The following is a 26,283-nucleotide window of genomic DNA, read 5'->3' as shown; positions in this document are numbered from 1 at the left end:
TCGCACCCGGCTGAAAAAACGGGGAGAGTGCGCACGCAGGATCGGAGTTGCTATCCGGCGGTTTGACCAGAAGACGAGAGGGGGTCACCCCCACCCCCTCTCGTCGACGTCGGCAGGTCGTTACTCGGTCGGGACGTCGTTGCCGTCGGGGTCGATCTCGACGGCGTTGCCTGCGCTGATGAGGTGTCGGAGCGAGGACACGGCGAGCTTGTGGCTCGTGAGCACGTCGCCGGCCGTGTGCCCGCCGCTGTCCTTCACCAGTCGCACGCGCACCTCGGGCTCCGTCGGCTGGTCGCGTCGGTCGTGACGGGCGAGTGCGTCGAGCTGCTGAGTGAACTGCTCTCCGGTCGTGATGGGGTCGGTGACTGCCTTCACGAAGGGTGCAGCGCCGGTGATCGAGGAGATGCGGTTGCCTCCGTACACGATCTCGGTGTCGCCCCATTCGCCAGCGCCGCCGCCTCGCACGGTGATGGGGACGCCGTCGATCTCGAGCCCATCGCGAGGGATGCCGAGCTTGTGCAGGCGCGCGGCCCACTCTCGCACCGCCGTGTTGCGTGCATCGAAGGCGAGGAGTACCTGCTCGAGCGCGGTGTTCAGCTCGGCGATCGAGGCAGCTGCCTGCTCGGTACTGAGTGCGGGGTCGACGAGCATTTCGCTGATGGCGGCGCGAATGTCGGCTTCGGGTCCGCGTGCGCTGTCCTCCTGTTCCAGTGCTCGGCGTGCGGCACTGAGCCTGGCGGCGACGAGTGCGCGCTCGTCGTCGAAGCGGGCGAGGGATGCGCCGTCGACGTTGCCGGCGAGCGCGGACTGCTCGAGGCTGATCCGCTGCCGGTCGAGCTGCTCGAGCTGGCGGGTCAGGTCGTCGTGCGCGGTCTGGGCGGGGGTGCTGATCGTGAGCATGTGCGTCTCCGTGGGCTAGTGGTTGAAGATCCGGGCGACCATCGAGTCGATGTCCGTATCGGGCGGGGTGGCTTTCTCCGTCGTGTCGACCGAGCGCTGGTTGTCGGTCATCGATGCGGCGAGGGTCTGCCACTGCTCCTGCGCGAGCTCGAGGGCCGGCTGGCGGGCGCCGGTAGCGCCGACCTTCGCGATGACGAGTCCGGCCTGTTCGATCTCATCCGCGAACGCGGTCAGAGACTCGGACGGCGGCAAGTCCGCGTTGTCGAGGAGCTGCAGGTCAGCCGCGGTGAGGGGTGATCCATTCGCGGCCGACTCGAGCAGGTATCGAACTGGGTGATTTTTGGGCAGGTGGGTCATGAGATCAGCTCTCTCGGTCGCCTCGAGGACGACGCGATCGTCGTGGGGAGAGAAAGGTTGCCGCCCCGGTGGTCCATCGGATCGGGCAGCCTGAGGGGGTAGGGGGTGGGCCTGTTCGTGCTTCCGGCGCTTGAGGCCACGAATGCAGACCCACCCCGTCGTGTCACTGGGGTCAGTACTCGCCGTCTGCCCAGGCCTGAACGGTGTGCCCGGGTGCTCCGTCGACCTCGTGTGGTGCCTGCGGTTCAGCGAACGCGAACACGCTCGAGTCGATCGGCTCGGTGCTGATCTTCCAGAGCTCGTTGAGGTCGGCGTCGTCCTTCTCGTGGGCGTTGGCGTAGGCGTTGATGACGTCCACCTGCTGCCGTTCGTAGGCGACGGCGAGGAGCGCACGAACGAGGGTGGTGTCGCCGGAGATCTCCGCACGGCGCATGAGCTCGACGGCCTGCCGTTCTCCCTCTGCGGTGGTGGAGTCGATGGCGCTGGCCCGGTCGAGCGCGTCGCGGTAGCTGATGGCGTGGCTCGCGTCGGTGGTGTTGGGGATGCCGAAGAGCTTGCGTTCGAGTGCCTGCTTGCGGGTGCTGCGGGTGGCGTTCGTGTCGGAGGCGAGGGCGTTGATCTGCTTCTTGGCGTCGAGCCAGGCGCGGGCGATCTGGTCGCGCTTCTCGATGTCGCTGATGCGGGTGTTCGCTCGGATGCTGTCGACGGTGTTGGTCATGGTTGCTCGGATGGCGCTGCTCTTCTCGTCGACGGGCGAGAGCGTCTGGGTGGGTTCGGGGTTCATTCGTGCTCCTGTTCAGGTACGACCGGCGTTCCGGTCGGGTCGATCTGGATGTAGCCGGCGCCGCGGAGGGCGGCGACGACGTGGTGGGCGAGCTCGCCGAGGATGTCGCTGCGGGCGGATCGCTCGGCTTGCACGCGGGCTTCGTGACGGCGGGCCAGGGTTCGCCACCGGTCACGGTCGACGGTCATCACGTCGAGATCAGTCGGTCTTGGCGTTGTCCGGTTCGGGGATCTCGGTAATCCCGAAGGGGTGATGGCGTCCTCGCCGGAGGCGTCGGTCATGCTTCCTCCTTTTGGTGTTCGTGCCGGTGGTGGTGCTGGTAGAGCTCGGGCTGGTGGAGTGCGATGCATCGGTGTACATCCGGAGAGACGTTCACTCCTTCGGGCATGACGAGGAGGAGGGCGTCGGGGGTGGTGGCGAAGTAGCCGCCGTTGGCGTAGATCTCTGCGAGGGCTACAGCGAGGGGGAGAGTCATGACGTCTCCTGAGGTTGATGAGGGCTTGGGAAGAGGCTGACGATCGCGGGCGGGCGGGCGAAGGTGTCAGCCAAGGTGTCGAAGGTGTCGGGCCTCAGGGTGGTGACACCTTTGACGCCTTCGGTGACACCTTCGTGGTCGAGTTGCCAGACCCATCCGGCCCCGAACGCGGACTTCACGCTCTGGATCTTCGGGTTCCTGCAACGTCTGCGGGCGTTCTTCATCTCGGATTCGTTGAAGCCGGCTCCGCGACCGGCCTTGATGACGTCGGCCGCGTTCGCCTCCTGGGCCTCAGTGCTCCGGATGTAGTCGAGGACGAAGGCTTGTGCAGCGTTCCGGTCGTCTTGCTCGTCCTCACTTCCCCTGTTGATGACGTCGTGCACGGTCCTGTCGGTGACGCCGAGGTCGATGACGCGAGCTACCTGCGTCAGCTCGCCGTCGTCGGTGGGGACGTCGACCGACTCGAGGCGGAACGCGAGGGATTCGCCTGCCGCGGCCGAGTAGTTCGACTTGTCGACGGAGACGATGCGATCGCCGGTCTCTTCGTCCTCGGCGAAGACGAGCACGGAGCGCGCTGCGTCTCGGAAGGCGGCGGAGCCCGTCAGCTTGTCGCTCACCGAGCCGGCTCCCTTGTTGAAGTGGCTGACGATGACGACGGCGGTGCGCGTCTCCTGCGCGACGGTCGCGAGACGATCCATTGCCGCGCGTACGTCCTCGCGCTTGTTGAGGTCGCCGGAGACGATCGAAGAGGCGGGATCAAGCATCACGAGTCCGGCCTTCGTGACATCGATCGCCTCGCGCAGTCGGTCGACGTCGAGAGGCATGACCGGCGAGCTTGTTGAGGACTCGCCACCTTCGTAGGTTGTTCGGACCTCGAAGCGGTGGACTCGCTCAAGGTCGGCGCCCGCTGCGATGAGCCGGGGAACCATGACGGCGCTCCAATCGTCTTCCGGCCCGACAATCAGGGCGTCGGCCGGCGTTCGGACATCGCCGCTGAGGCGGCCGTGAGTGAGGTCTGCGATTCGGGCGAGGACCCAGGAGGATTTGCCGGCGCCTCCCCTTCCGGCGCAGACCGTGAGGGTGGATAGCGGGATCAGGCCGGGGATGAGCCAGGGCTGCCGCAGGGACTTGATGTGTGAGGCGCGCGTGAGGTGGAGGGTGCGGGCGGCTTCTGTCATGCGGCTTCCTCCTTTCGGGAAGGGATTTCGGTGAGGTCGATGAGGCCGGCCATGACGTCCTGCCAGTAGTTCTCGGCTGCCGTGTCGATCCGACGAAGTTGGTGTTCGCGCGTGTCGTACGCGGCTCGGTAGTACCTGTCTGCGTCGGCGTTCGCTCGGTCAATTTCGGCTTGCCGTGAGGCGCGACCTTCGTCGTAGGCGAGCGACCAGAAGCCTGCGAGACCGGGTGCGAGCTGCTGCAGCCCGATCTCGCCAGCGATGAGGCGCCAGAGCGTCTCTTCCAGCTGCGCGTCGACGGAGTGTCCGATCAGCCGTCCGTCCGTGACGCCGCCTCCTCCGTGTCGGGGTTGTCGAGCCAGTCGTCATCCACGGGATGCTCGGATCGGTGTGCCGCCTCAAGGAGGGCTGTTGCGAGCCTCTGCGCCTCGGCGGGCGACAGCGGCACCTCGAGCTCGGGGAAGGCGAGGCGAACGGCGGGTCGACCGAGGAACGTCCCAGGCCTCACGAAGACGGCCCCGCCTGCGTGGCGGATGTCGACCACGATGCTGCTCACAGCGCCACCTCCGTGTCGGCGAGGATCACGCGCGGCGAGAACGCGTCGTGCACGTCGAGGCCGACGACGCGGTATTCGCCGATGTACTCGAACCACATGGTGCTGTCGGAGTCCTCGTCCGCCCAGGACCAGCGAGCTCCGGGCGCCGTGCAGCGGTCGGCGTAGGCGCCGAGGTCGATGTGGAGCGCGACGCCGGCTTCGTACTCGGTGGCGACGAGCGAGACTACGGATCCGATCTTTCCGGCGATCTCCCGCCCCACGTGCGAGGTGGGGATGGAGAACATCTCACGAGCGTTCAGGGTGTCGACCTGGCGAGCGGCAGTACTGAGCGCCACCGATGCGGCGAGGGCGTCGTCGGCCGACAGGACGTCTTGCACGCCCGCGACGACCTTCCATGTCTTGGAGGCCAGATCATGGACCGCGTTGATCTCGAGGGCGGGGTTCGGGCGGGGGATCTCGAGCCAGCTGCTGGGTCCGTCGGTGTCCTGGTCGACGGTGACTGTTCTGGCGGAGGCGAGGAGGTCGGCGCGCTGGTCAACGACGAGGCGGCGCCAGTCGCTCAGGACAGTGGGCGCGGTCGGTGCTACGGTGATTTTAGACATCAGCTGTTTTCTTCCTTGGTTGGTCGGTTCGGCTGTCGGCCCCCCGCTGTTGGCGCAGCGTTGGGGGCTTTCTTCGTGTAGCGGGCGCGGAGGCGTCCGGTTCGGGTGACGGTGACGGAGCAGAGCGTCAGCAGTGCCCGGAGGTCGTCCGCGGTGATCGTGATGCGGGTGTCCCTGCTGGTGACGATCGTGCATTCGCCTTCCAGACGGCGGATGACGTCGGCGGCGACCTGGTCGCGGTAGGTCAGCGGGTTGTAGCCGAGCGAATGGTCAGCCCGGGACGAGTGTTTCTGGCGGCCGTCTATGCCGGCACCGCCTTCGCCTGCTGCGCCTCGATCCAGGCGTCCACGGATTCCTGCGTGAAGCGCAGCTTGGATCCGACCTTGAAGCCCTTCGGCATGTCGGCTCCGATGCTGCGCCAGCGGTAGAGGGTGGCGACGCTGATCCCGAGCTGGATGGCGACGTCATGCACGTCGAGGTAGCGGCTCGCTACCCTCGCGGTCTGGATGGTCATCTACGCTCCAATTCTCAAATCGGCAATCCTAAGTACGACGCTTCGCATCGTGCGGATCCGATGAGATGAAGCTACTTCCCTCGCGCAGCGGCTGTCAACTGCTGCTACGATTCGCATTATGAGAATCGGAGATGGACGATTGGACTCGATCGGCAAGAGAGTCGCCGCGTACAGGCGGAAAAGAGGCTTCCCGACGCCCGCGGCGCTCGCGGCCGCGATCCCAGACGGTGCCGTCACCCGGTCGACGATCATCAACATCGAGGCGGGGCGTAAGAAGGACCCGAGCATCGGGGACCTACTCGGTATCGCGCGGGGCCTGCAGATCTCGCCAGTTCTGCTTCTTATCGACGTGACGGAGCCCTTTGCTCCGGCGGCCGGTTTGTTCCCAGGCGACTGGGCGGAGCTCACCGCCTCCGAGGTCTTCGACCTGTTCGCTGTGCGGTTTCAGCCTCGGCTGCGGGATGAGCCTGGCGAGGTGGAGGAAGAGACGAAGCTCGTGCTCGAGACCCTGAGTGCATTCGGTATGGCTATCGGATTCGCCGAGCAAGCGGAGAAGCTCCGATCAGACCCAGACCGCGAGGATGATGAGCACCTGGCCTGGCTCGAGAGGCGGTCGGAGGCCGAGTGGGGTCTGGCAAGGGCGCTGTACCGAACAGCGGCTGTCTCCGGGATCAGGCTTCCCGATGAGGAAGTCATTGCTGCGAAGGTTCGTTCCCGGCTTGAGCGCGTCAATGGCTCGTCCTCGTAATCCTGCGGGCTCCCACGGTGTTCTGAACATCTTGGAGCTCGAGCCCGGCAAGTGGCGCGCGCGCACGCTCTACCGATTCCACGACGGCAAGCGCCGACAGGTTGAGCGGATCCGAGAGTCGGGACCGAAGGCTCGCCAGGCTCTGCTGCTCGCACTCACGACCATCGAGGCGCCGTCAGAGGAGGAGATCCGACGCGGTACGACCATCGCGAAGCTCGCTGAAACGTACCTCGCAGTGAAGACGGAGGCTGGGCTCAAGCCGCGGTCGATCGACACCTACAGGCACAACATCTCGAGCATCATCGTGCCGGCGATCGGGAGTCTGACCGTGGGGGAGATGACCCCGATGCGGGTTCAGAAGTTCATTACGCAGGTCACGAAGACGAACGGGCCGGGAGCGGCGAAGGGCTGTCGGTCCGCACTCTCCGGGATGCTCGCACTCGCCGTCGTGAACGATGCCCTGCAGGCGAACCCCGTCGCGGGCATCCAGAACATCAAGAAGGCGCCGCCTGGCGCTGCGGCGACGGCGCTGCCGCTCGAATCCGTGCCGGCCTTCATCGCCACGATCCGAGCCGATGACGAGATGAGGAGACTCGATCTAGTTGACCTGTGGGAGTTCATGCTTGCGACCGGATGCCGTATCGGCGAGGCGCTGGGCCTCACGTGGGACCGTGTGGACGTCCGCGCGGGTACCGTCTCGATCGGCCCCAACGTGGTGCGTATCAGGGGAGTCGGCCTGCGGATCCAAGACGAGGGCAAGACTGCTGCCGCGACCCGCACGATCATCGTGCCTGCCGCAACCGTCGCCCTTCTGGAGCGTCGGCAGCGGGAGGGCATCATCACGGACCTCGGCCTCGTGTTCCCGTCGATCCTCGGCAAGCTCCGCGACACGTCGAACACCGAGGCCGACTGGCGTGCAAACCGGGAGAGACTCGGCTACCCCGGGTTCAAGAGTCACGGCTTCCGCAAGACAGTGGCGACGGCGCTCAGCGCGGCCGGCATGCCGCTGAACGAGATCGCGGAGTACCTGGGACACGAGGACCCGACTATCACCACGAACACCTACATGAGCCGGACTACGAAGACGCGCAAGGCTGCGGACGCGCTCGGTTCAATGTTCGGAGTTAGTTCGGAGTGAAGAACCATCAACCCGAGCGGATCGTTGCGCTGGCAGCGATGTGGTGGGCCCCGTCGGGCTCGAACCGACGACCCGCGGATTAAAAGTCCGCTGCTCTGCCAACTGAGCTAGAGGCCCGCGGCATCCAGGGTAGCGCCCCCGCGCGCCCGGACCGGTGTCGGGCATACCTGCCCAGGCGCAGGCGTTACCCTCCTCGAACCCCCACGAAGCAGGACGCGTCCGCGCATCCCGCCCGACCGCGGAAGGCGGCCCCATGACAGACGGCTTCCACAAGCCGACCAAGTTCCCCTCCCGCGTCTTCGAGGCGTTCCAGGGCGGGGAGGACCCGGCGCAGATCAGCCGGGTCGCCCACGAGACGGCGATCGCACTGCTCAGCCGGGTGCGCGAGGACCCGGATCCGGTGGTCATCGACCGCCTGGTCGAGTACACCGACCACAACGGCATCGACGCGCTCGCCGAGCTGTGGGCCCGCTCCAGCCCGTCCAGCCTCCCCGGCGCCCTCTGGCGCATCTACCTGCTGCGGCTCGTCATCCGGCAGGACCCGGAGAGCACGAGCTTCCTCTACCAGCGCGGGGTCGAGCTCTCGGCGACCATCGACCCGGTCGTCGCCGGCGCGGTCACGCCGACCGGACCGACCGAGATCACCGAGCTGGCCGACCGCATCCTCCGCGGAGTGTTCGACGGCGACTTCGCCGTCGCCCTCGACCGCGCCGCGGCCTTCTGCCGGGTGAGCGCCTCCGGTGCCGCCTCGGTGGCCGACGACGTCGAGCTGATCGACGGACCGCGGGCGAGCCAGCTGACCACCCGCGCCCTCCGGCTCTCGACCACCGCGGCCGAGCTGGTGAGCTGCGCACGCCTCTGGCGCAGCGACTCGCTCGAGTAGGAGCGGACTCCGCTACCCGATCGCGGCGCCGTGCGGCACCCCGCGTTCTCGCTCCGCGAACGCCCCTCGCGGGCCTGCGGGGGACAGCCGGTACACTGGTCGGAGCCGGATCGCAGTAACCCCGGGCTCCACTTATAGCCGCTTCGAGCGGCCTCGCGCCGAGAGGCGTTTCTGCGATCCGGCCCCTTCTCCTCTCGACAGCATCCCCAGCGGATCCCGGCGGCGAGCGAGGGCCCAGTGGCGGGCGGTCCGAGGCGCGAGTCCTCCCCTCCCGGCAGAGTCCCCGACAGACAGGCGACATCCGGAATGAAGAACCGCAGGGCACTCCGGATCGGCGCGCGATGGTGGGCCGGGATCGCCCTCCTGGTGATCGCCGTCCTCCTCTTCCTCTCCGCCCCGGGCGTGGACGACGAGATCGGCGCCCTCCTCGGCAACGGCGTCGTCTTCTCGCAGGGCGCGCTGATGCGCACGCTCGCCGTGCTCGACACGGCCGCCGCGCTCTGGGTGCTCGTCCGTCCGCGCAGCTCCGCCGGTCTGACCGCGGCCCTCGTCGCCGTGATCGGACTGTGGCTCGCCCCGCGGATGGGCGCCGCGGCGCTGGTCGACCTGGGCGGCTTCGCTCTCGACGTCCGCTTCGTCGTCCTCCCCCTCGAAGTGTCGGTCGTGATAGCGGGACTCGCCGTGACAGCCTTCTGGATGACCCGGAATCTGAAGTCCCGGGCACGAGCAGGGCAGGGCGCATGAGCGACGACACCACCGCCGAGGGCACCGCCCCCGACCTCGGCGCTCTCCTCGAGCGGATCGCCGCGGGCGAGCAGGCCGCGTTCTCGCAGCTCTACGACCTCGTCGCCTCGCGCGTCCTCGGACTGATCACGCGGGTCCTGGTCGACCGCGCCCAGTCGGAGGAGGTGGCCCAGGAGGTCTTCCTCGAGATCTGGCAAACCGCTGGACGCTTCGCTCCGAATAAGGGAAGTGCGACGACCTGGATCCTCACGATGGCACACCGCAGGGCCATCGATCGGGTTCGCGCGGCCCAAGCGGGCCGTGATCGGGACGTCCGCATAGGAATCCGCGACCTCGGTCGCGACTACGACCAGGTCGCCGAGCAGGCGGAGGTGTCCCTCGAGCACGAGAAGGTCACCGCCGCCCTGGAGCGGCTGACCGAGCTCCAGCGGCAAGCGCTGCAGCTCGCGTACTACGGCGGCTACTCGCACAGCGAGATCGCCGGGATCCTGAACTGCCCCGTCGGTACCATAAAAACGCGCCTGCGCGACGGGATGATACGACTGAGAGAAGAGATGGGGGTGGCCCTGTGAACGACGTGCAACTCCCCGAAGATCCGCGCGAACTCGCAGCAGGACACGCACTCGGCATCCTCACCCCGGACGAGACCGCCCGGTACGAGAGATTCCTGGACGAGAATCCGGAGGCGCGCGGCGAGGCCGACGCGTTCTCGACCGTGGCCGACGCGCTGGCCGCCGACGCTCCGGCGGTCGCACCGTCGCCGGCCCTCAAGGCCGATCTGATGGCGCTGATCGCGACCACGCCCCAGCTGCCCCGCGACGACACCTCCGATGCTCCGGCCGAGGACCTCGCCGACCGGCGCGAAGCAGTCCCGACCCTGCACGCCGTCGAGCCCTCCGCGGCCGCCGCGAGCGGGCCGTCGGCCGTTGCGCCGTCCGCCACCGCGACCTCCGGCCGTCACGGCGCCGAGGCCCGCGCCCGCGGACGCTGGTTCACCCGCCCCGCCGTCTACCTCTCCGCCGCCGCCGCCGCGGCCGTCATCGTGGTCGGGGGAGTGGCGCTCCCGCCGCTGCTCACGCCCGATGCCGGGCAGAGCCAGCAGCTGACCGCGCTCGAGCAGATCCGCAGCGCTCCCGACGTGCAGGAGACGGCCGGAGCCGTCGCGACCGGCGAGACCGCGACCCTGGTCTGGTCGGCCTCGCTCGGCCGCTCGGCCCTCGTCGTCGACGACCTCGCGCCCCTGCCCGACGACAAGACCTACGAGCTCTGGTACATCGGCTCGTCCGGCCCGGTCTCGGCCGGGACGTTCGACGGGGGTGACGGCCGCACGGTCGCACCGCTCGAGGGCACGCTCGCCGAGGGCGCCGTCGTCGCGGTGACCGTCGAGGACGCGGGCGGCTCCGAGGCGCCGACCACCGACCCGATCCTGGCCATCGCGACCGCCTGACACCGCCACAGCACCCGGTACAGAAGAGCCGCACTCCCCGAGGGGTGCGGCTCTTCTGCGCTCCCCACCCGGGAACGCGGACTGCAGACGGCTCTCACGGGCTCCGGACAGCAGAAGAGCCGCACCCCCGGGGGAGTGCGGCTCTCGTGCGTGCGGTCGGAGATTCAGCCGAAGCGGCCCGAGACGTAGTCCTCGGTCGCCTGGACGGACGGCCGCGAGAAGATCGTGGCGGTGTCGTCGTACTCGATGAGCTTGCCGGGCTTGCCGGTGCCCGCGATGTTGAAGAACGCGGTGCGGTCCGAGACGCGCGAGGCCTGCTGCATGTTGTGGGTCACGATCACGATCGTGTACTCGTTCTTGAGCTCCTCGATCAGGTCCTCGATCGCGAGGGTCGAGATCGGGTCGAGGGCCGAGCACGGCTCGTCCATCAGCAGCACGTCGGGGGAGACGGCGATGGCGCGGGCGATGCAGAGCCGCTGCTGCTGACCGCCGGAGAGGCCGGAGCCGGGCTTCTCGAGCCGGTCCTTGACCTCGTTCCAGAGGTTCGCGCCCTGCAGCGACTTCTCGACGAGGTCGTCCGCGTCGGACTTCGAGATACGGCGGTTGTTGAGCTTGACGCCGGCCAGCACGTTGTCGCGGATGGACATCGTCGGGAACGGGTTGGGGCGCTGGAAGACCATGCCCACCTGGCGGCGCACGAGCACCGGGTCGACGCCCGGGCCGTAGAGGTTGTTGCCGTCGATCAGCACCTCGCCGTCGACGTAGGCGCCCGGGATGACCTCGTGCATGCGGTTGAGCGTGCGGAGGAAGGTCGACTTGCCGCAGCCGGAGGGGCCGATGAACGCCGTGACGGTGCGGGGCTCGATGGTGAGACCGACTCCCTCGACCGCGAGGAACTTGCTGTAGTAGACGTTGAGGTCGTTGACTTCGATGCGCTTGGACAACGGAGATCCTTAGGGTTAGCGGCCGAGCTTGGGGGCGAAGATGCGCGCGACCAGGCGAGCGAGCAGGTTGAGCAGCATGACGATCAGGATGAGGACCAGCGCGCCGGTCCAGGCCCGATCGATGTAGGCGGCCGCGTCGGCCCCCTGGTCGGCGTACTGGCGGAACACGTAGACCGGGAGGGTCATCATCCGGTCGTCGAACGGGTTGTAGTTCATCGACTGGGTGAACCCGGCGACGATGAGCAGCGGGGCGGTCTCGCCGATGACTCGGGCGATCGAGAGCATGACGCCCGTGACGATGCCGGCGATCGAGGTCGGCAGGACGATCTTCACGACGGTCAGCCACTTCGGCACGCCGAGGGCGAAGGACGCCTCGCGCAGCTCGTTCGGGACCAGGCGCAGCATCTCCTCGGTGGAGCGCACGACGACCGGGATCATCAGCACCGACAGCGCGATCGCGCCGCCGAAGCCCATCCGGATGCCGTCGCCGAAGAGGAGCACCAGCAGGGCGTAGGCGAAGAGGCCGGCGACGATCGAGGGGATGCCGGTCATCACGTCGACGAAGAAGGTGATGCCGCGGGCGAGCGCGCCCCGGCCGTATTCGACGAGGTAGATGGCCGTCATCAGGCCGATCGGGATCGAGATGACCGCGGCCAGCGCCGTGATGATCAGCGTGCCCACGATCGCGTGCAGCGCTCCGCCGCCCTCGCCGACGACGTTGCGCATCGAGGAGGTGAAGAAGAGGAGGTCGAAGCGCGCGGCGCCCGCGGTGATCGCGGTGTACATCAGCGAGATCAGCGGGATCAGCGCGACGACGAACGCGGCGGTGACCAGGGTGGTGACGACCCGGTCCGTCGCGCGGCGGGGGCCCTCGACCAGGCGGGCGAGGACGAAGACGGCGACCGTGTAGAGCACGGCGCCGAAGAAGACGGTGCCGACCACGTCGAAGCCCTGGGTGGTGCCGGTGACGGCGAGGAGGGCGTAGACGAGCGCCATCACGGCGATGCTGCCGACCAGGAGGGCGACAGGCGCCCACTTGGGCAGCTGGCCGCTGGTGAGCGTGTTGACCGGCGCAGGGACCGCGTCCTCGACGCGGCGCTGGCGGGGCGGAGTCATCGTGACCATCAGTTCGCTCCCGAGAAGGCCTTGCGGCGGTTGATGATGTAGCGCGCGAGCATGTTGACGAGCAGCGTGATGACGAAGAGCATCAGGCCGGAGGCGACGAGCTCGTTGACCTTCAGGCCGTAGGCCTCGGGGAAGCTCAGCGCGATGTTCGCGGCGACGGTGTTCGAGTTCGTCGACTGCAGCAGCGCGAAGTTCACGACGAAGGACGGCGAGAGCACGATGGCGACCGCCATCGTCTCGCCGAGCGCGCGGCCGAGGCCGAGCATCGACGCGGAGATGATGCCGGGGCGGCCGAAGGGCAGGACCGCCGTGCGGACCATCTCCCAGCGGGTCGCGCCCAGGGCGAGCGCGGCCTCCTCGTGCAGCGTCGGCGTCTGGAGGAACACCTCGCGCGAGATCGCCGTGACGATCGGCAGGATCATGACCGCGAGCACGAGGGCGACGGTGAGGATCGTGCGGCCGGTGCCGGAGACCGGGCCGTTGAAGAGCGGGAACCAGCCGAAGGCGTCCGTGAGGAACGCGTAGAACGGCTGGACGAAGGGGGCGAGCACCGTGATGCCCCAGAGGCCGAAGACGACCGACGGCACGGCGGCCAGCAGGTCGATCACGTAGCCGAGGCCCTGCGCGAGCTTGCGCGGGGCGTAGTGCGAGATGAAGAGCGCGATCCCGATCGCGATGGGGACGGCGATTACCATCGCGAGCCCGGCGGCGTAGACGGTGCCGAACACGAGCGGGCCGACGTAGGACCAGAAGCCCGCTCCGCCGGAGATCGTGTCGGGGGACGCCGTGAGAGCCGGGATCGACTGGACGACCAGGAAGAGGGCGACGGCGGCGAGGATGACGAGGATCAGCGCGCCGGAGGCGACTGCCGTTCCGGAGAAGATCCGGTCTGCGGGCCGCTGCTTCGCCTTGATGGCGCCGACGGGCCGCTCTGCGGTGGTCATGTGGGTGTCCCTGCGTTCGGTGTGGGGGAGGGGGCCGAGCCGTGACGCGGCCCCAGACCGGCTGGGGTCCGGGGCCGCGTCATGAGGGGGAGGTTACTTGATCGACTCGATGGCCGTCGCGACCTGGGTCGACAGCTCGGACGAGAGCGGCGCGGCGCCGGCGGAGGTGGCGGCCTCCTGCTGGCCCTCCTCGCTGGTCACGTAGCCGAGGTACGCCTTGACGAGCTCGCCCGTCGCGGCGTCCTGGTACTCCTGGCAGGCGATGAGGTAGCTCACCAGGACGACCGGGTAGACGCCGGCCTCCTCGGAGGCGTAGTCGATCTCGTAGACGATGTCGTTCTCGGGACGGTCGGTCGCCTCGGGGGACGCGTCGACGATCGCGGCAGCGGCCTCGGGCGAGTAGGCGACGAAGTCGTCGCCGACCTTCACCTTGGCGGTGCCCAGGCTGCCGGCGCGCGAGGCGTCGGCGTAGCCGATGGTGTTCTGGCCGTTGGTGACGGTGTCGATGACGCCCGAGGTGCCCTGGGCCGCCTCGCCGCCCTGGTAGGGCCAGACTCCGTCGGGCTCGGCGTCCCACACGGTGGGCGCGGTCGCGTTGAGGTACGCGGCGAAGTTCTCGGTGGTGCCCGAGTCGTCCGAGCGGTGCACGGCGGTGATGTTCGAGGACGGGAGCGTCGCGTCGGGGTTCAGCGCTGCGATCTCGGGGGCGTTCCAGGTGGTGATGGTGCCCTTGAAGATGCCCGCGATGGTGGCGGCGTCGAGGTTGAGCTCGTCGACACCCTCCACGTTGAAGACGATCGCGATCGGCGAGATGTAGGCCGGGACGTCGATGGCGGAGGTGCCGTCGACGCACTTGCCGAAGGAGCCGTCGAGCTCCTCGAGCTTCAGCGCGCGGTCCGAGCCGGCGAAGTCGGCGCCGCCGGCGATGAAGGCCTCACGGCCCGCGCCGGAGCCGTCGGGGGAGTAGTTCACGGTGACGCCGGTGTTCGCCTGCTGGAAGGCGGAGACCCAGGCCTCCTGGGCGGAGCCCTGCGAGGAGGCGCCGATACCGTTGAGGGTGCCCTCGAGGGTGCTGGCGGAGCCGGAGGAGGACGAGTCGCCGGTGGCGGCGGGCCCCTCGTTGGCAGCACAGGAGGTCAGCGTGATGGCTGCGACGGCGGCGATGACGGCCGCCTGGCCGAGACGCGAGAAACGCACAAGTATCCCTTTCGGGTAGGAAAGCAGGGGGGATGGACGGGCTTGGTGCGGCCCGCCAGCGAGAGTACGGAGGGGTCGTGTCCTGGCCCCGTCCGCTCGGTGAACGCGCGGTGAACGACGGGCCGCCCTCAGGCGCCGCCGAGCGCGGAGGAGCAGTATTCGCGCGGCAGGTCTGCGTCCCGCGCGCGGGCTCACTCGAGCGGTGCGTGCGTCTCGATCGCGACGATGCCGGAGCCCGGGTGCTCGACCGAGAGGTGCACGACCGCGAAGCCGCCGGTCGGCAGGTCGGAGGCCTCCTCGAGGTACGGGCCGATCGGGGTCGCGGTGGCCAGTGCCAGCTCGCGCAGGATCTCGGGGATCACCGGACCGTGGCTGCAGAGCACGGCGCTCTTGCGCGCGCGGACCCGCTTGCCGACGACGGAGCGGACGTCGGCGGTGCCGTGCTCGTGCGCGTCCTGGCTGAGGTCCTCCGAGAGGCGGACCGGCCGCTTGAGCAGCGCGGAGAGCGGAGTGATCGTGGTGCGGCAGCGCTTCGCCGTGCTCGAGACCAGCCGGCGGGGCCGCCACGCTGCGACGGCGCGGCCGGCCGCGGCCGCCTCATCCTCGCCGCGGCGGTTGAGGCGCCGGGTCGAGTCGCGCCCGTCCCAGGAGGACGCCGGGACCGCCTTGGCGTGCCGGAGCACCACGACCGCGAAGGTGTCGTGGGTGCCGCGCGAGACGATCCGCGCGAACTCGTCGACGATCTCGATGTCGTGCGGGTAGGTCAGGTAGCTGCGGGCGCGCTTGATCGTGACCCACTCGAGGGCCTCGACCTCGCGGTTCGGCACGAAGTCCGAGGCGAGCACCGCCTTCTCGGTCACCCGTGCCGCCCAGTAGTGCACGGTCTTCGGTCGCCCGTTCGGCAGCGCGTACTGCACGGTGCCGAGCGGCACTCCGAGCGCGACCGCGAACCCGGTCTCCTCGCGGATCTCCCGCACCGCGGTCTCCGGCAGCGATTCGCCCGGATCGACCTTGCCCTTGGGCAGGCTGACGTCCTTGCGGTGCGGCCGGTGGATCACCAGGACGTGCAGACGCCCCTCGATGATCCGCCAGCACACCGCGCCGGCTGCGTAGACGGTCCCCGTCACGGCGTCAGCGGGTGGAGGCTCGCGAGCCGGTCCGCGTCGCCGTGCGCTTGCGATGCGTGATGTGCGCCATCAGCCGGTTCTGCAGATCGGAGAGGGGTGCGCCGTCCTCGTCGAGGTGGTGCCGCGTCCAGATCCCGTCCGGGCCGAGCCACCAGGAGGCCGTCTTCTCGTCCATCGCGCGGTCGAACATGTCGGCGATCTCGCTGAGGTGCGCCGGCTCGACGATCCGCACCAGCGCCTCGACGCGGCGGTCGAGGTTGCGGTGCATCATGTCGGCGCTGCCGATGAAGACCTCGGGCTCGCCGCCGTTGACGAAGCTGAAGATGCGGGAGTGCTCGAGGTAGCGCCCGAGGATGGAGCGGACGCGGATGTTCTCCGAGAGTCCCTCCTGCCCGGGCTTCAGCCCGCAGATGCCGCGGACCCAGACGTCCACGGGCACGCCGGCCTGGCTCGCCCGGTAGAGCGCGTCGATCACCGACTCGTCGACGATCGAGTTCATCTTGATCCGGATGCCGGAGGGGCGGCCGGCGCGGGCGTTCTCGGTCTCGGCCGCGATCCGCTTCAGCAGTCCCTTGCGCAGGTGGCGCGGCGCGACCAGCAGGCGCTTGAACTTCTTCTCGATCGCGTAGCCGGAGAGCTCGTTGAAGAGGCGGGTGAGGTCCTTGCCGACCTCGGGGTCGGCGGTCAGCAGGCCGAGGTCCTCGTAGATCCGCGAGGTCTTCGGGTTGTAGTTGCCGGTGCCGATGTGGGAGTAGTGCCGCAGCACCCCGCCCTTCTCCTGGCGGATGACCAGCGCGAGCTTGCAGTGGGTCTTCAGCCCGACGAGGCCGTAGACCACGTGGACGCCGGCCTTCTCGAGCTTGCGCGCCCAGGAGATGTTGGCCTTCTCGTCGAAGCGCGCCTTGATCTCGACGAGGGCGAGCACCTGCTTGCCGGACTCCGCGGCGTCGATCAGCGCCTCGACGATGGGGGAGTCGCCCGAGGTGCGGTACAGCGTCTGCTTGATCGCCAGCACGTCGGGGTCGGCCGCGGCCTGCTCGAGGAACGCCTGGACGCTCGTCGCGAAGGACTCGTAGGGGTGGTGCAGCAGCACGTCGCCGCGCGAGACCGCCTTGAAGATGTCCTGGCGCTGGTTCGGCTCGCTCGGCGAGAGCTGCACGGCCGTCGTCGGGACGTGGTTGGGGTACTTGAGGTCCGGCCGGTCGATCTTCTGCAGGCTGAACAGGCCACCCAGGTCGAGCGGCGCTGGGAGCTTGTAGACCTCCTGCGTGGTGATGTCGAGCTCGCGGACGAGGAGCCCGAGGGTCTCGTCGTCCATGTCGTCGGTCACCTCGAGGCGGATGGGCGGGCCGAACCGGCGGCGGAGGAGCTCCTTCTCGAGCGCCTTGATCAGGTTCTCGGTCTCGTCCTCGTCGACCTCGACGTCCTCGTTGCGGGTGACCCGGAAGACGTGGTGGTCGAGGATCTCCATGCCCGGGAAGAGGTCGTCGAGCTGGTTCGCGATCAGGTCCTCGAGCGAGATGAAGCGCATCGGCTCACCGGGAGCGGCGACGCCGGCGATCCGGACGAAGCGCGGCAGCATCTGAGGCACCTTGAGGCGGGCGAACTCGGTCTTCTGGGTCTTCGGGTTGCGCACGCGCACCGAGAGGTTGAGCGAGAGCCCCGAGATGTAGGGGAACGGGTGCGCCGGGTCGACGGCCAGCGGCATCAGCACGGGGAAGACCTGCGCCGAGAAGTAGTCGTCGAGCACCTCGCGCTCGGCGTCGCTGAGCTCGCTCCAGCGGACGATGTCGATCCCGGCGTCGCGGAGGGCCGGCTCGACGAGCTCCTTGAAGGCGCGCGAGTGCCGCTGCTGCAGCAGGTGCGCCTTCTCGGAGATGTCGGTCAGCACGTCGACCGGCACCCGGCCGATGTTGGTCGGCAGTGCGAGGCCGGTGAGGATGCGGCGCTTCAGCCCGGCGACGCGGACCATGAAGAACTCGTCGAGGTTGGAGGAGAAGATCGCGAGGAAGTTGGCCCGCTCGAGCGCGGGCACCAGCGGGTCCTCGGCCAGCTCGAGCACGCGCTGGTTGAACGCCAGCCAGCTCAGCTCGCGGTCGAGGTAGCGGTCGTCCGGGAGCAGGGGGTCGGAGTGACCCTCCTCCTCCTCGTCGAAGTCGTCGTCCAGCTCGTCGCTCAGGCCGTCTTCGAGAATCAGGTTGTCGCCGTCCATGCGACCATCCTGGCACCGCGCCGGACGCGCCCGCGCCGCCCGTGGTGAATGCCGGGTGAACCCGGCCTGGGGAGGAGACTCGGAGCCGGTGCGCCGCTCAGCGCACCGCGGGGCGGCGGTGCAGGTACTGCACGTCGACGGCGGCGTCGGTGAAGCCGAGCGAGCGGTACAGCGCCACGGCGGAGCGGTTCTCGGCCTCGACGTAGAGGTCCGCGACGGTGCAGCCGCGCTCGAGCATCCGGGCGAGTCCCGCCCCGAGGAGCGTCCGCCCGAGCCCGCGACCGGCGGTCTCGGGGGCCACGCCGAGGACGTAGATCTCGCCCGTCGTCGACTCCGGCTCGATCTTCAGCCAGTCGTAGCCGACGAGCGCGCCGTCGGCGTCGCGGAGCAGGAGGAAGTCCCCGTCGTCGTACCAGGACTCGGCCCGGCGTGCGGCCAGGTCGTCCTCGGTGATCCGGCCCTGCTCCGGGTGCGCGGCGAAGACCCGGGCGTTGAGGGCGACCCACTCCGCCGGGTCGAGGTCGCGGCCGTCGGAGAGCGCGAAGCCCTCGGGGACGCTCACCTCGGGGGCGACGAGCGGATCGAGCGCGAGGTGCAGCAGCGTCCGCACCGGCGCGAAGTCGTGCGAGGCGGCGAGGGCCCTGGCTGCCGGGTGATCGCCGTGCGCCCAGGCGAGCAGTCCGGTGCGTCCGCTGGCGAGCACCTGATCGAGGACGGCGCGGCCGAACCCGACGCCGCGCCACTCCGGGTCCACGACGAACTCGAGCTCGCCCTGGCCGAGCACGGCGGCCGCCACCACGACGTCGGCGCGCAGGCCGACGAGGAGCGTGCGCGACCCGGCCCGCGCGTCGATCAGGGTCTGATCGCTGAACGGCGGCCGGCCGTCGAACCAGGCGGCCCGGCCGATCAGGTGCTCGAGCCCCGCGGCGACGGCGGGATCGGCCAGGTTCTCAACCGAGAGATTGAGCGACTCGTTCATTGTCCTCTTCGTACACGTTGAAGCGGTATCCGACGTTGCGGACCGTCCCGATGAGCGATTCCAGATCGCCGAGCTTGGCGCGCAGTCGCCGCACGTGCACGTCGACCGTGCGGGTGCCGCCGAAGTAGTCGTAGCCCCAGACCTCGCTGAGCAGCTGCTCGCGGGTGAAGACGCGCGACGGGTGCGTCGCGAAGAACCGCAGCAGCTCGAACTCCTTGAAGGTGAGGTCGAGCGGGCGCCCGTGCACCTTCGCGGAGTAGCTGGCCTCGTCGATCACGACGCCGGACGCCTGGATCCGCGAGGTCGACTGCTCCTGAGCGAGCCGGCCGATGACCAGCCGGATGCGGGCGTCGACCTCGGCGGGGCCGGCCGAGTCGAGGATGACGTCGTTCACGCCCCAGTCCGCGGAGACCGCGGTGAGACCGCCCTCGGTGAGGATGAGGATGAGCGGGACGTTGATCCCGGTGGTGGTCAGGATCTTGCAGAGCGACTTCGCGCTGGCCAGGTCCTGCCGGGCGTCGACGAAGATGAGGTCGCAGCTCGGGGCGTTCACGAGGTGCGCCGGCTCCGCCGGGATCTGCCGGGTCTTGTGGCTGAGCAGGCCCAGTGCGGGGAGGACCTCCGAGCCACCGGCTGAGGTCAGTATCAACAACTGCGCCACGGATCCTCCAGGATTGGTCTCCGGCAATACTAGCGGCGGGTCGGAGAGGCCGATTCCCTGGGGCACAATTGAGGGATGGGCAGGGATCGCGCGGGAGTGGCAGCGGTCTGGGTGCTCGCCCTCCTCGGCTCCGTCGTCACCCTGGTGATCGCCCCGGCCGGCTCGCAGCAGCTCTGGCTGGCGCTGACCTTCGGCGGCTGCGTCCTCGCGACCTTCGCCGTCCAGCTCGCCGTGGCGAAGGCGGACGGCTACCTGGTGCGCACGATGACGAGCGTCGTCGGCGCGATGGTCGTCGTCGCGGTCGCCAGCGGCATCGCCGCCCTCACCTCGCTCTGATCGGGCCTCCTCCACCCCGTCGCGTCGGTGCCGCCGGATAGGATGGGGTCATGCTTCTCGCCCTCGAACTCTTCTATCTCGGACTGCTCGGGCTCGCCTCGCTCGCGATCGCGTGGGTCTCCGGCGTGGTCGTCTACAAGCTCTACCGCGGCCAGCGCTAGCCGCCGCCGGAGCAGGTTTGATCTCCCTCCCCTCGGGCCTCCCGCCCGAACTCGTCCCGCTCTCCTGGCTGCTCGGCGTCTGGGAGGGGTCGGGTGTCATCGACTACGCCGTCGGCGACGACTCCGTGCAGGCCGAGTTCGGCCACCGCGTGAGCTTCAGCTACGACGGCCTGCCCTACCTCAACTACAGCTCGTACACCTGGCTGCTCGAGGACGACAGCGAGGTGGGCCACCGGCCGCTCGTGAGCGAGATGGGCTACTGGCGGCTCAGCCGCCCGCTCACCGACGCCGACGCCGGTCCCGCCATGCTGCCGGGCCGCGGTGCGCCCGCGTTCCCCGACGCCGAGTCGGTCGAGACGCTGCGCAACGGCGCGGGCGGCTTCGACATCGAGGTGTCGCTGGTGCACCCCGACGGCGTCAGCGAGCTGTACCTCGGCCAGGTCAAGGGCCCGCGGATCGACCTCGCGACCGACGCCGTCATGCGCACCGCCGCCGCGAAGGACTACGCGGCCGCCACCCGCCTCTACGGCCTCGTCGACGACCACCTGCTCTGGGCCTGGGACATCGCCGCGCTCGGCCAGGGGCTGCGCACCCACTCCTCCGGAAGGCTCGCCCGTGTCGAATGAGACCGCGTCCTCGGAGCGCCTGCCGATCTCCCCGCTCCTGTCGGTCTCGGGCGCCGTCGTCGGGACCAGTGCGGCCGAGCCCGGCATCGCCGCTCACTACGGCGAGCCGTTCCGCGAGCAGCGGGCGCTGGCCGCGGGCACCGCGATCGTCGACCTCTCGGGCCGCGGCGTCGTCACCGTCACCGGCCCGGACCGCCTCACCTGGCTCGACTCGCTGACCAGCCAGGCGCTCGCCCGTCTCGCCCCCGGCGACTCGGCCGAGACCCTGCTGCTGGACCCGTCCGGGCGGATCGAGCACCTCATCCGCATCGTCGACGACGGCGAGACCGCCTGGCTCCTCCTCGACCGCGACGAGACGCCGGGGCTCGCGGCCTGGCTCGACCGGATGCGCTTCATGCTCCGCGTCGAGATCGCCGACCGCACCGCCGAGTTCGCGACGCTCGCGACGCTCGGCGACGGCCCGGCGACCGCGCTGGCCCTCGAGCTCGCGGGGCAGTCCGGCATCAGCTGGCTCGATCCGTGGGCGCAGGTCCAGCCCGGCGGCTGGCAGTACGCCACCGCTCCCGCGCATCCCGCGGCCGGCTGGACCGCCCGCGAGACCCTCGTGCCGCGCGCGGCGCTCGACGGGCTCGAAGCCCGGGCCCGCGCGGCGGGCGTGGCGCTCGCCGGCTCCGACGCCCTCGAGGCGCTCCGCATCGCCGCCTGGCGCCCGCGGCACGCGACCGAGGTCGACGACCGCTCGATCCCGCACGAGCTCGACCTGCTCCGCTCCTCGGTGCACCTGGCGAAGGGCTGCTACCGCGGGCAGGAGACGGTCGCCAAGGTGCACAACCTCGGCCACCCGCCCCGCCGCCTCGTGCTGCTGCAGCTCGACGGCTCCGACTCGGCGCTGCCCGGCCACGGCGACGTCGTCACCGCACTCAAGGGCGGCGAGCCGGTCGAGGTCGGCACCGTCACCGCGAGCGCCTGGCACTACGAGGAGGGCCCCATCGCCCTCGCCGTCGTCAAGCGCTCGGTCCCCGTCGACCTCGAGCTCACCGTGCTGGCCGGCGAGATCCGCGTCTCCGCCGCCCAGGAGGTCGTCGTGCCGCCGGGCGCCGGCGCCGAGGCGGGAGTGCCCCGCCTGCCCCGCCTCGGGGCAGCGACCAGGTAGGCCACGCCGTGGTGGCCGCAGGACCCGCTCGGCGGGACCGGGCGGCCGCGCGGATCCGGGCGCTCGTCCGCCTCGACGACGTCCGGCCCGGCCGGGGCGTTGCGCGCGCCGTGGCCTCGCTGCCCGCGGTGCTGCAGATCGTCCTCGCGGCGATCCTCGCCTACTCCGTCTCGCGCTTCGTCTTCGGGCACCCCGCCCCGGTGCTGTCGCTGACGGCGACCATCTCGAGCCTGGGCATCGCGCGCGACACCCGGCCGAAGCAGGTCGCCGAGACCGCGATCGGCATGCTGATCGGGATCACCGCGAGCGAGGTGCTGCTGCTGCTCTGGGGCACCGGCGTCTGGCAGCTGGCCGTCGTGCTCGGGATCGTCTTCACCGTGGGGCGGGCGCTCTCGCCGTCCCCCGGCTTCGCCGTCGCGGCCGGCACGCAGGCGATGCTGGTGATGATCCTGCCCGCGCCCGACGGGGGAGTGTTCACCCGGAGCCTCGACGGGCTGGTCGGCGGACTCGCCGCGCTGCTGTGCACCGCGATCGTGCCGCGCAACCCGCTCCGGGCGGCGCGCGCCGAGGCGCGGCGGCTGGTGTCGGCACTGGCGGAGACGATCGACGCGCTCGCCGACGCGCTCCGCCGGGGCGACCAGGCGGCCTCCGCGGCGGCGCTGGAGCGCGTCCGCGGCACGCAGCCGGTGATCGACGGCTGGACGGCCGCCCTCGACTCGGCGATCGGCGTCGCGCGGATCTCGCCGTTCGTCCGGCGGCATCGCGCCGAGCTGGAGCGGCAGCGCACGATGCTCGCCGCGCTCGACCTCGCGACGCGCAACCTCCGCATCGTCGCGCGGCGCACCGACTTCCTGGTCGGCGACGCCGTGCCGCGGCCGGCGCTCGCCGACGTGGTCGCGGACTTCGGCCCGGGGATCGCCCTGCTCGGCCGGGCCGTCACCGAGCCCGCTGTGCTCGCGCTCGCGCGTCAGGACCTCGTGCTGCTCGCGACGACCCTCGACCCGCAGGCGCTGATCCCCGAGGCGCGGCTGGCGGAGAAGACGCTGCTGGTCATCCTCCGCCCGCTCGTCGTCGACCTGCTGACGGCGACCGGTGCGAGCTCGGCCGAGGCGCGAGCCGCGCTGCCCGAGCTCGCCTGACCGGCCGGGCTCCTCCGGCGCTCACGCGTTGGTGGCGTCCTGCACCTCGCCCACGAGCTCCTCGATGATGTCCTCGAGGAAGAGGACACCGGTGGTGCGGCCCTCGGCGTCGACCACCCGGGCGAGGTGCGCGCCGGTGCGCCGGAGCGCGGCGAGCGCGTCCTCCAGCTCGTCGCCGGCCGAGACCGCGGCGAGCCGGCGGATCCGCTTGCGCGGCACCGGCACCTCGGTCGCGTCGAGGTCGGAGACGTCCTTGAGGTGCAGGTAGCCGCCGGGCAGTCCGTCGCCGTCCGCGAGCAGGTAGCGCGAGTAGCCGTGCTCGGCGACCGCGCGGCGCACGTCCGCGGGCGTGGCCTCGGCGGGCAGCAGCACCATCCGCTCGAGCGGGACCGCGACGTCCGCGACCCGCTTGGTCGTGAACTCGAACGCCGCCGTGACGGTGCCGGACGGGTCGACCAGCACGCCCTCGCGGGTCGACTGGCGGACGATCGCGGCGACCTCGTCGAGCGTGAAGGCGCTGGTCGCCTCGTCCTTCGGCTCCACCCGCACCAGGCGGAGGATGCCGTTTGCGACCGCGTTCAGCGACCAGATCACCGGCTTCACCAGGCGCGAGACGAGCACGAGCGGCGGAGCGAGGAGCAGCGCGGCCCTGGTCGGCACCGAGAACGCCAGGTTCTTCGGGACCATCTCGCCGAACACGACGTGCAGGAAGGTGACGAGCAGCAGCGCGGCGACGAACGCGATCACGCCGATCGCCTCCGCGGACAGCGCCGTGAAGCCGAGCGGGATCTCGAGCAGGTGGTGGATCGCCGGCTCGGAGACGTTGAGGATGACCAGCGAGCAGACGGTGATGCCCAGCTGGCTCGTCGCGAGCATCAGGGTGGCGTGCTCCATCGCCCAGAGCGTGGTCTTCGCGGCACGGCTGCCCGCATCGGCCCGTGGCTCGATCTGCGAGCGGCGCGCGGAGATGACGGCGAACTCGGCGCCGACGAAGAAGGCGTTGACGATCAGCAGGACCACGAGCCAGGCGATCCCGGGCAGGTACTCACTCATGGACGGCCCCCTCGGCTCGGAGGGCGGCGACGCCGACGGCATCGCCTCCGTCGGGACCGCCTTCGCCGGCGGCCGGGGTGAAGCGGACGCGGTCGACGCGGTGGGCGGCGACGCGGTCGACCCGCAGCACGCCGCCGGCCACGGCGACCTCGTCGCCGAGCTCGGGCACGCGTCCCAGCGTCGAGGCGAGGAAGCCCGCGACCGTGTCGTAGTCCTCGCCCTCGGGCACCACGGCGCCGAGGCGCTCCGCGACCTCGTCGGGACGCAGCTCGCCGCCGAAGGTCGCCGAGCGGCCGGAGCGGACGACGCCGGCGCGGCTGCGATCGTGCTCGTCCTCCAGCTCGCCGACGATCTCCTCGACGAGGTCCTCGAGCGTCACGACGCCCGCGGTCCCGCCGTACTCGTCGACGACGACCGCGATCGCGAGGCCGCTGCCGCGCAGGGGAGCGAGCAGGGCGTCGGCGCGCGCGGTCTCGGGGACGCGCATCGGCGCGATCATCAGCGACTCCGCAGTCGCCTGCGCCCGGTCCTCCGGTGCCAGTGCGAAGGCGTGCTTGACGTGCAGGACACCGCGGACGTCGTCGGAGTCGCGGCCGATGACGGGGAAGCGCGAGAACCCGGTGCGGTTCGCGAGCCGGACCACGTCCTCCGCGGTGCTCGCGAGCGGGACGGAGGCCATCCGGACCCGCGGCGTCATCACGTCGGCGACGCTGCGGCTCGAGAAGCGGAGCGTGCGGTGCAGCAGGTCCGCGTGGTCGCGGTCGAGCGTGCCCTCGAGCACCGAGCGGCGCACCAGCGAGCCGAGCTCGTCGGCGCTGCGGGCGCCCGAGAGCTCCTCCTTGGGCTCGATGCCCATCGCGCGGATCAGGGCGTTGGCCGTGTTGTTGAAGAGCAGGATCACGGGCTTGAAGACCGTGGTGAAGAGGATCTGGAACGGCACGACGACCTGCGCGGTCCTCAGCGGCAGCGCCAGCGCGAAGTTCTTGGGGACCAGCTCGCCGATCACCATCGAGAAGACCGTCGCCAGCAGGACGCCGACGACCGTGCCGATGCCCGGCACGATCTCGGCCGGGATCCCGAGCGAGCGCAGCGGATCGCCGAGCAGCGAGCTGATCGCGGGCTCGAAGGTGTAGCCGGTGAGCAGCGTGGTGAGCGTGATGCCCAGCTGCGCGCCGGAGAGATGGGTGGAGGTGATCCGCAGGGCGGAGATCGTCGGGTCGAGGCGCTTCTCGCCGCGGCCGCGACGCTCCTCGAGCTCATTGCGGTCGAGGTTGACCAGCGCGAACTCGGAGGCGACGAAGAGACCGGTGCCGACGGTGAGGAGGAGGCCGATGACGATGCCGAGCCATTCAGGCACCCGCGGCACCGCCGATCAGGGTCGAGGTCGGTGCGGCGGGCGAAGGTTCAGGGGGAGGGTCGTCCATGGGGCATGAGGGTAACGACCTTAAATATGAGAATGCTCACAGGAGGGACGGGGCCGGGTCGAGCGGAGCCACCGCCTCCCACGCGACGGTCACCTCGCCGAGCCGCCACCGCCGCCGGCCGCCGAGGATCGGCCACTCGCCGCGGAGCGACTCGACGGCGGCGATCCAGCGCTGCGTCGGCCCGTAGACGGCGAGCGGGGCGGCGTGCAGCCAGGCCCGCTCGAGCGCGAGCAGGAAGGCGTGCACCGGCTCGCCCGCGACGTTGCGGTGGATCAGCGCCTTCGGCAGCCGCTCTGCCGCGATCATCGGCGAGGGCACGGCGCCGAGCCGGAGCGACAGCGTGAGCGAGCGCGGCCCCTCGCGGCCGATCTCGATCCAGGTGCAGATCCGGCCGATCTCGTCGCAGGTCCCCTCCACCAGCACACCGTCGGGGGTCAGCCGGTCGGTCATCGTCCGCCATGCCTCCGCCACCGCGGACTCGTCGTACTGCCGGAGGACGTTGAAGGCGCGGATCACGCTCGCCCGCTGCCGCCCGGGCAGAGGGACCTCGAAGCCGCCGCGCTCGAAGCGCACCCGCGCATCGGCCGGGAAGGCGGTACCCCCTTGGCGGACCCGCTCCAGCTGTCGTCGCGCGGTCTCGACGCGGGCCGGCTCGATCTCGAAGCCGACCACGTCGACGCCGGGCGCCGAGCGGACGAGGCGGCGGTGCAGCTCGAGCGTGGTGACCGCGCTCGCGCCGAAGCCGAGGTCGACGACGACGGGCTCCGGGGTGGTGCGCAGGACCGGCAGCTCGGCCAGCCGGCGGTCGACCCGGCGGAGGCGGTTCGTGCCCGTCGTGCCGCGGGTGACGGCTCCGATCGGCATGGTCTCCAGCGTATC

At 70.3% G+C, this 26,283-nt stretch carries 30 protein-coding genes and 1 tRNA gene; 10 read left to right on the top strand and 21 right to left on the bottom strand.

Annotated elements, in window-relative coordinates; all coding sequences use genetic code 11:
- Window positions 1-120: 120 nt before the first annotated feature.
- From EDF43_RS06220 to EDF43_RS06180, 9 genes are all read right to left on the bottom strand, one after another.
- Entirely contained in the window at window positions 121-900 is a 780-nt protein-coding gene (locus EDF43_RS06220; RefSeq protein ID WP_132435981.1) for a hypothetical protein, read from the bottom strand.
- A gap of 15 nt (window positions 901-915) precedes the next feature.
- Window positions 916-1,257, bottom strand: a complete 342-nt coding sequence (locus tag EDF43_RS06215) for a hypothetical protein (RefSeq protein ID WP_132435980.1) — start codon at window positions 1,255-1,257, stop codon at window positions 916-918.
- 172 nt (window positions 1,258-1,429) lie between these two features.
- A complete protein-coding gene (locus tag EDF43_RS06210; RefSeq protein ID WP_132435979.1) occupies window positions 1,430-2,041 on the bottom strand; it encodes a hypothetical protein in 612 nt (203 codons plus the stop codon).
- A complete protein-coding gene (locus EDF43_RS06205) occupies window positions 2,038-2,322 on the bottom strand; it encodes a hypothetical protein (protein ID WP_132435978.1) in 285 nt (94 codons plus the stop codon). The genes EDF43_RS06210 and EDF43_RS06205 overlap by 4 nt, the downstream gene beginning before the upstream one ends.
- Window positions 2,319-2,516: a hypothetical protein gene (locus tag EDF43_RS06200; RefSeq protein WP_132435977.1), complete on the bottom strand. Its 198-nt coding sequence runs from the start codon at window positions 2,514-2,516 to the stop codon at window positions 2,319-2,321. Before EDF43_RS06200 ends, EDF43_RS06205 begins: the two co-directional genes overlap by 4 nt.
- Window positions 2,513-3,694: an AAA family ATPase gene (locus EDF43_RS06195; RefSeq protein WP_132435976.1), complete on the bottom strand. Its 1,182-nt coding sequence runs from the start codon at window positions 3,692-3,694 to the stop codon at window positions 2,513-2,515. The genes EDF43_RS06200 and EDF43_RS06195 overlap by 4 nt, the downstream gene beginning before the upstream one ends.
- Window positions 3,695-4,001: 307 nt before the next feature.
- Window positions 4,002-4,235 carry a hypothetical protein gene (locus tag EDF43_RS06190; RefSeq protein WP_165909030.1) on the bottom strand — a complete coding sequence of 78 codons (234 nt, stop codon included), beginning with the start codon at window positions 4,233-4,235 and terminating at the stop codon, window positions 4,002-4,004.
- Window positions 4,236-4,243: 8 nt separating this feature from the next.
- A complete protein-coding gene (locus EDF43_RS06185) occupies window positions 4,244-4,849 on the bottom strand; it encodes a hypothetical protein (protein ID WP_132435974.1) in 606 nt (201 codons plus the stop codon).
- A gap of 301 nt (window positions 4,850-5,150) precedes the next feature.
- Window positions 5,151-5,363 (bottom strand): helix-turn-helix domain-containing protein, encoded by a 213-nt coding sequence (locus EDF43_RS06180; RefSeq protein ID WP_132435973.1) that lies wholly within the window; start codon window positions 5,361-5,363, stop codon window positions 5,151-5,153.
- A 118-nt stretch (window positions 5,364-5,481) separates the two neighbouring features.
- Here EDF43_RS06180 and EDF43_RS21725 point away from each other — a divergent pair, with 118 nt between their 5' ends.
- Both EDF43_RS21725 and EDF43_RS06175 read left to right on the top strand, forming a co-directional pair.
- Window positions 5,482-6,111 (top strand): helix-turn-helix domain-containing protein, encoded by a 630-nt coding sequence (locus EDF43_RS21725; protein ID WP_165909029.1) that lies wholly within the window; start codon window positions 5,482-5,484, stop codon window positions 6,109-6,111.
- Window positions 6,112-6,142: 31 nt separating this feature from the next.
- Entirely contained in the window at window positions 6,143-7,249 is a 1,107-nt protein-coding gene (locus EDF43_RS06175) for a site-specific integrase (RefSeq protein WP_165909028.1), read from the top strand.
- A 41-nt stretch (window positions 7,250-7,290) separates the two neighbouring features.
- Here the strand turns inward: EDF43_RS06175 and EDF43_RS06170 are convergent.
- A tRNA-Lys gene (locus EDF43_RS06170) sits at window positions 7,291-7,366 on the bottom strand.
- A 136-nt stretch (window positions 7,367-7,502) separates the two neighbouring features.
- Here EDF43_RS06170 and EDF43_RS06165 point away from each other — a divergent pair.
- The 4 genes from EDF43_RS06165 (at window position 7,503) to EDF43_RS06150 (ending at window position 10,323) form a co-directional block, all read left to right on the top strand.
- Window positions 7,503-8,132, top strand: coding sequence for a DNA-directed RNA polymerase subunit beta (locus EDF43_RS06165; protein WP_132435971.1), 630 nt, complete (start codon window positions 7,503-7,505; stop codon window positions 8,130-8,132).
- Between the two features lie 306 nt (window positions 8,133-8,438).
- Window positions 8,439-8,876 (top strand): hypothetical protein, encoded by a 438-nt coding sequence (locus tag EDF43_RS06160; protein WP_123735092.1) that lies wholly within the window; start codon window positions 8,439-8,441, stop codon window positions 8,874-8,876.
- Window positions 8,873-9,448 (top strand): ECF RNA polymerase sigma factor SigK, encoded by a 576-nt coding sequence (sigK, locus tag EDF43_RS06155; protein ID WP_123445139.1) that lies wholly within the window; start codon window positions 8,873-8,875, stop codon window positions 9,446-9,448. Before EDF43_RS06160 ends, sigK begins: the two co-directional genes overlap by 4 nt.
- A complete protein-coding gene (locus EDF43_RS06150; RefSeq protein WP_123735093.1) occupies window positions 9,445-10,323 on the top strand; it encodes an anti-sigma factor in 879 nt (292 codons plus the stop codon). The genes sigK and EDF43_RS06150 overlap by 4 nt, the downstream gene beginning before the upstream one ends.
- Before the next feature lie 164 nt (window positions 10,324-10,487).
- On the opposite strand, the gene pstB is transcribed toward EDF43_RS06150, so the two are convergent.
- The 8 genes from pstB to EDF43_RS06110 all read right to left on the bottom strand — a co-directional run bounded on the left by pstB (window position 10,488) and on the right by EDF43_RS06110 (window position 19,512).
- The gene (gene pstB / locus EDF43_RS06145; protein WP_132435969.1) at window positions 10,488-11,267 is read right to left on the bottom strand and encodes a phosphate ABC transporter ATP-binding protein PstB; all 780 of its coding nucleotides are present in this window, start codon (window positions 11,265-11,267) and stop codon (window positions 10,488-10,490) included.
- A gap of 15 nt (window positions 11,268-11,282) precedes the next feature.
- Window positions 11,283-12,383 (bottom strand): phosphate ABC transporter permease PstA, encoded by a 1,101-nt coding sequence (gene pstA, locus EDF43_RS06140; RefSeq protein ID WP_132435968.1) that lies wholly within the window; start codon window positions 12,381-12,383, stop codon window positions 11,283-11,285.
- Between the two features lie 8 nt (window positions 12,384-12,391).
- On the bottom strand, window positions 12,392-13,336 hold the full coding sequence (pstC, locus tag EDF43_RS06135; RefSeq protein ID WP_123445142.1) for a phosphate ABC transporter permease subunit PstC: 945 nt from the start codon (window positions 13,334-13,336) through the stop codon (window positions 12,392-12,394).
- 93 nt (window positions 13,337-13,429) lie between these two features.
- Entirely contained in the window at window positions 13,430-14,533 is a 1,104-nt protein-coding gene (locus EDF43_RS06130) for a phosphate ABC transporter substrate-binding protein PstS (RefSeq protein ID WP_132435967.1), read from the bottom strand.
- A gap of 191 nt (window positions 14,534-14,724) precedes the next feature.
- A complete protein-coding gene (locus tag EDF43_RS06125; protein WP_132435966.1) occupies window positions 14,725-15,660 on the bottom strand; it encodes an NUDIX domain-containing protein in 936 nt (311 codons plus the stop codon).
- 4 nt (window positions 15,661-15,664) lie between these two features.
- Window positions 15,665-17,872 carry an RNA degradosome polyphosphate kinase gene (locus EDF43_RS06120; RefSeq protein WP_123702233.1) on the bottom strand — a complete coding sequence of 736 codons (2,208 nt, stop codon included), beginning with the start codon at window positions 17,870-17,872 and terminating at the stop codon, window positions 15,665-15,667.
- 97 nt (window positions 17,873-17,969) lie between these two features.
- Entirely contained in the window at window positions 17,970-18,851 is an 882-nt protein-coding gene (gene mshD, locus EDF43_RS06115; protein WP_132435965.1) for a mycothiol synthase, read from the bottom strand.
- The gene (locus EDF43_RS06110; protein ID WP_123445147.1) at window positions 18,823-19,512 is read right to left on the bottom strand and encodes a response regulator transcription factor; all 690 of its coding nucleotides are present in this window, start codon (window positions 19,510-19,512) and stop codon (window positions 18,823-18,825) included. The genes mshD and EDF43_RS06110 overlap by 29 nt, the downstream gene beginning before the upstream one ends.
- Window positions 19,513-19,587: 75 nt before the next feature.
- On the opposite strand from EDF43_RS06110, the gene EDF43_RS06105 reads away from it, so the two are divergent.
- From EDF43_RS06105 to EDF43_RS06090, 4 genes are all read left to right on the top strand, one after another.
- Window positions 19,588-19,848 carry a hypothetical protein gene (locus EDF43_RS06105; protein WP_132435964.1) on the top strand — a complete coding sequence of 87 codons (261 nt, stop codon included), beginning with the start codon at window positions 19,588-19,590 and terminating at the stop codon, window positions 19,846-19,848.
- A 178-nt stretch (window positions 19,849-20,026) separates the two neighbouring features.
- Window positions 20,027-20,635 (top strand): FABP family protein, encoded by a 609-nt coding sequence (locus EDF43_RS06100; protein WP_123702239.1) that lies wholly within the window; start codon window positions 20,027-20,029, stop codon window positions 20,633-20,635.
- Window positions 20,636-20,720: 85 nt separating this feature from the next.
- Entirely contained in the window at window positions 20,721-21,788 is a 1,068-nt protein-coding gene (locus tag EDF43_RS06095) for a folate-binding protein (protein WP_243582871.1), read from the top strand.
- An 8-nt stretch (window positions 21,789-21,796) separates the two neighbouring features.
- Window positions 21,797-22,927, top strand: a complete 1,131-nt coding sequence (locus EDF43_RS06090) for an FUSC family protein (RefSeq protein ID WP_132435963.1) — start codon at window positions 21,797-21,799, stop codon at window positions 22,925-22,927.
- Between the two features lie 21 nt (window positions 22,928-22,948).
- Here the strand turns inward: EDF43_RS06090 and EDF43_RS06085 are convergent, their stop codons facing one another.
- The 3 genes from EDF43_RS06085 to EDF43_RS06075 form a co-directional block, all read right to left on the bottom strand.
- Window positions 22,949-23,980: a hemolysin family protein gene (locus tag EDF43_RS06085; protein WP_132435962.1), complete on the bottom strand. Its 1,032-nt coding sequence runs from the start codon at window positions 23,978-23,980 to the stop codon at window positions 22,949-22,951.
- The gene (locus EDF43_RS06080; protein ID WP_132435961.1) at window positions 23,973-25,337 is read right to left on the bottom strand and encodes a hemolysin family protein; all 1,365 of its coding nucleotides are present in this window, start codon (window positions 25,335-25,337) and stop codon (window positions 23,973-23,975) included. The genes EDF43_RS06085 and EDF43_RS06080 overlap by 8 nt, the downstream gene beginning before the upstream one ends.
- Window positions 25,338-25,440: 103 nt before the next feature.
- Window positions 25,441-26,268, bottom strand: coding sequence for a class I SAM-dependent methyltransferase (locus EDF43_RS06075; RefSeq protein ID WP_132435960.1), 828 nt, complete (start codon window positions 26,266-26,268; stop codon window positions 25,441-25,443).
- Window positions 26,269-26,283: the final 15 nt, after the last annotated feature.

Source organism: Rathayibacter sp. PhB179 (assembly GCF_004345345.1).
Lineage (GTDB): Bacteria > Actinomycetota > Actinomycetes > Actinomycetales > Microbacteriaceae > Rathayibacter > Rathayibacter festucae.
This window is presented reverse-complemented; position numbering and strand designations above follow the sequence as displayed.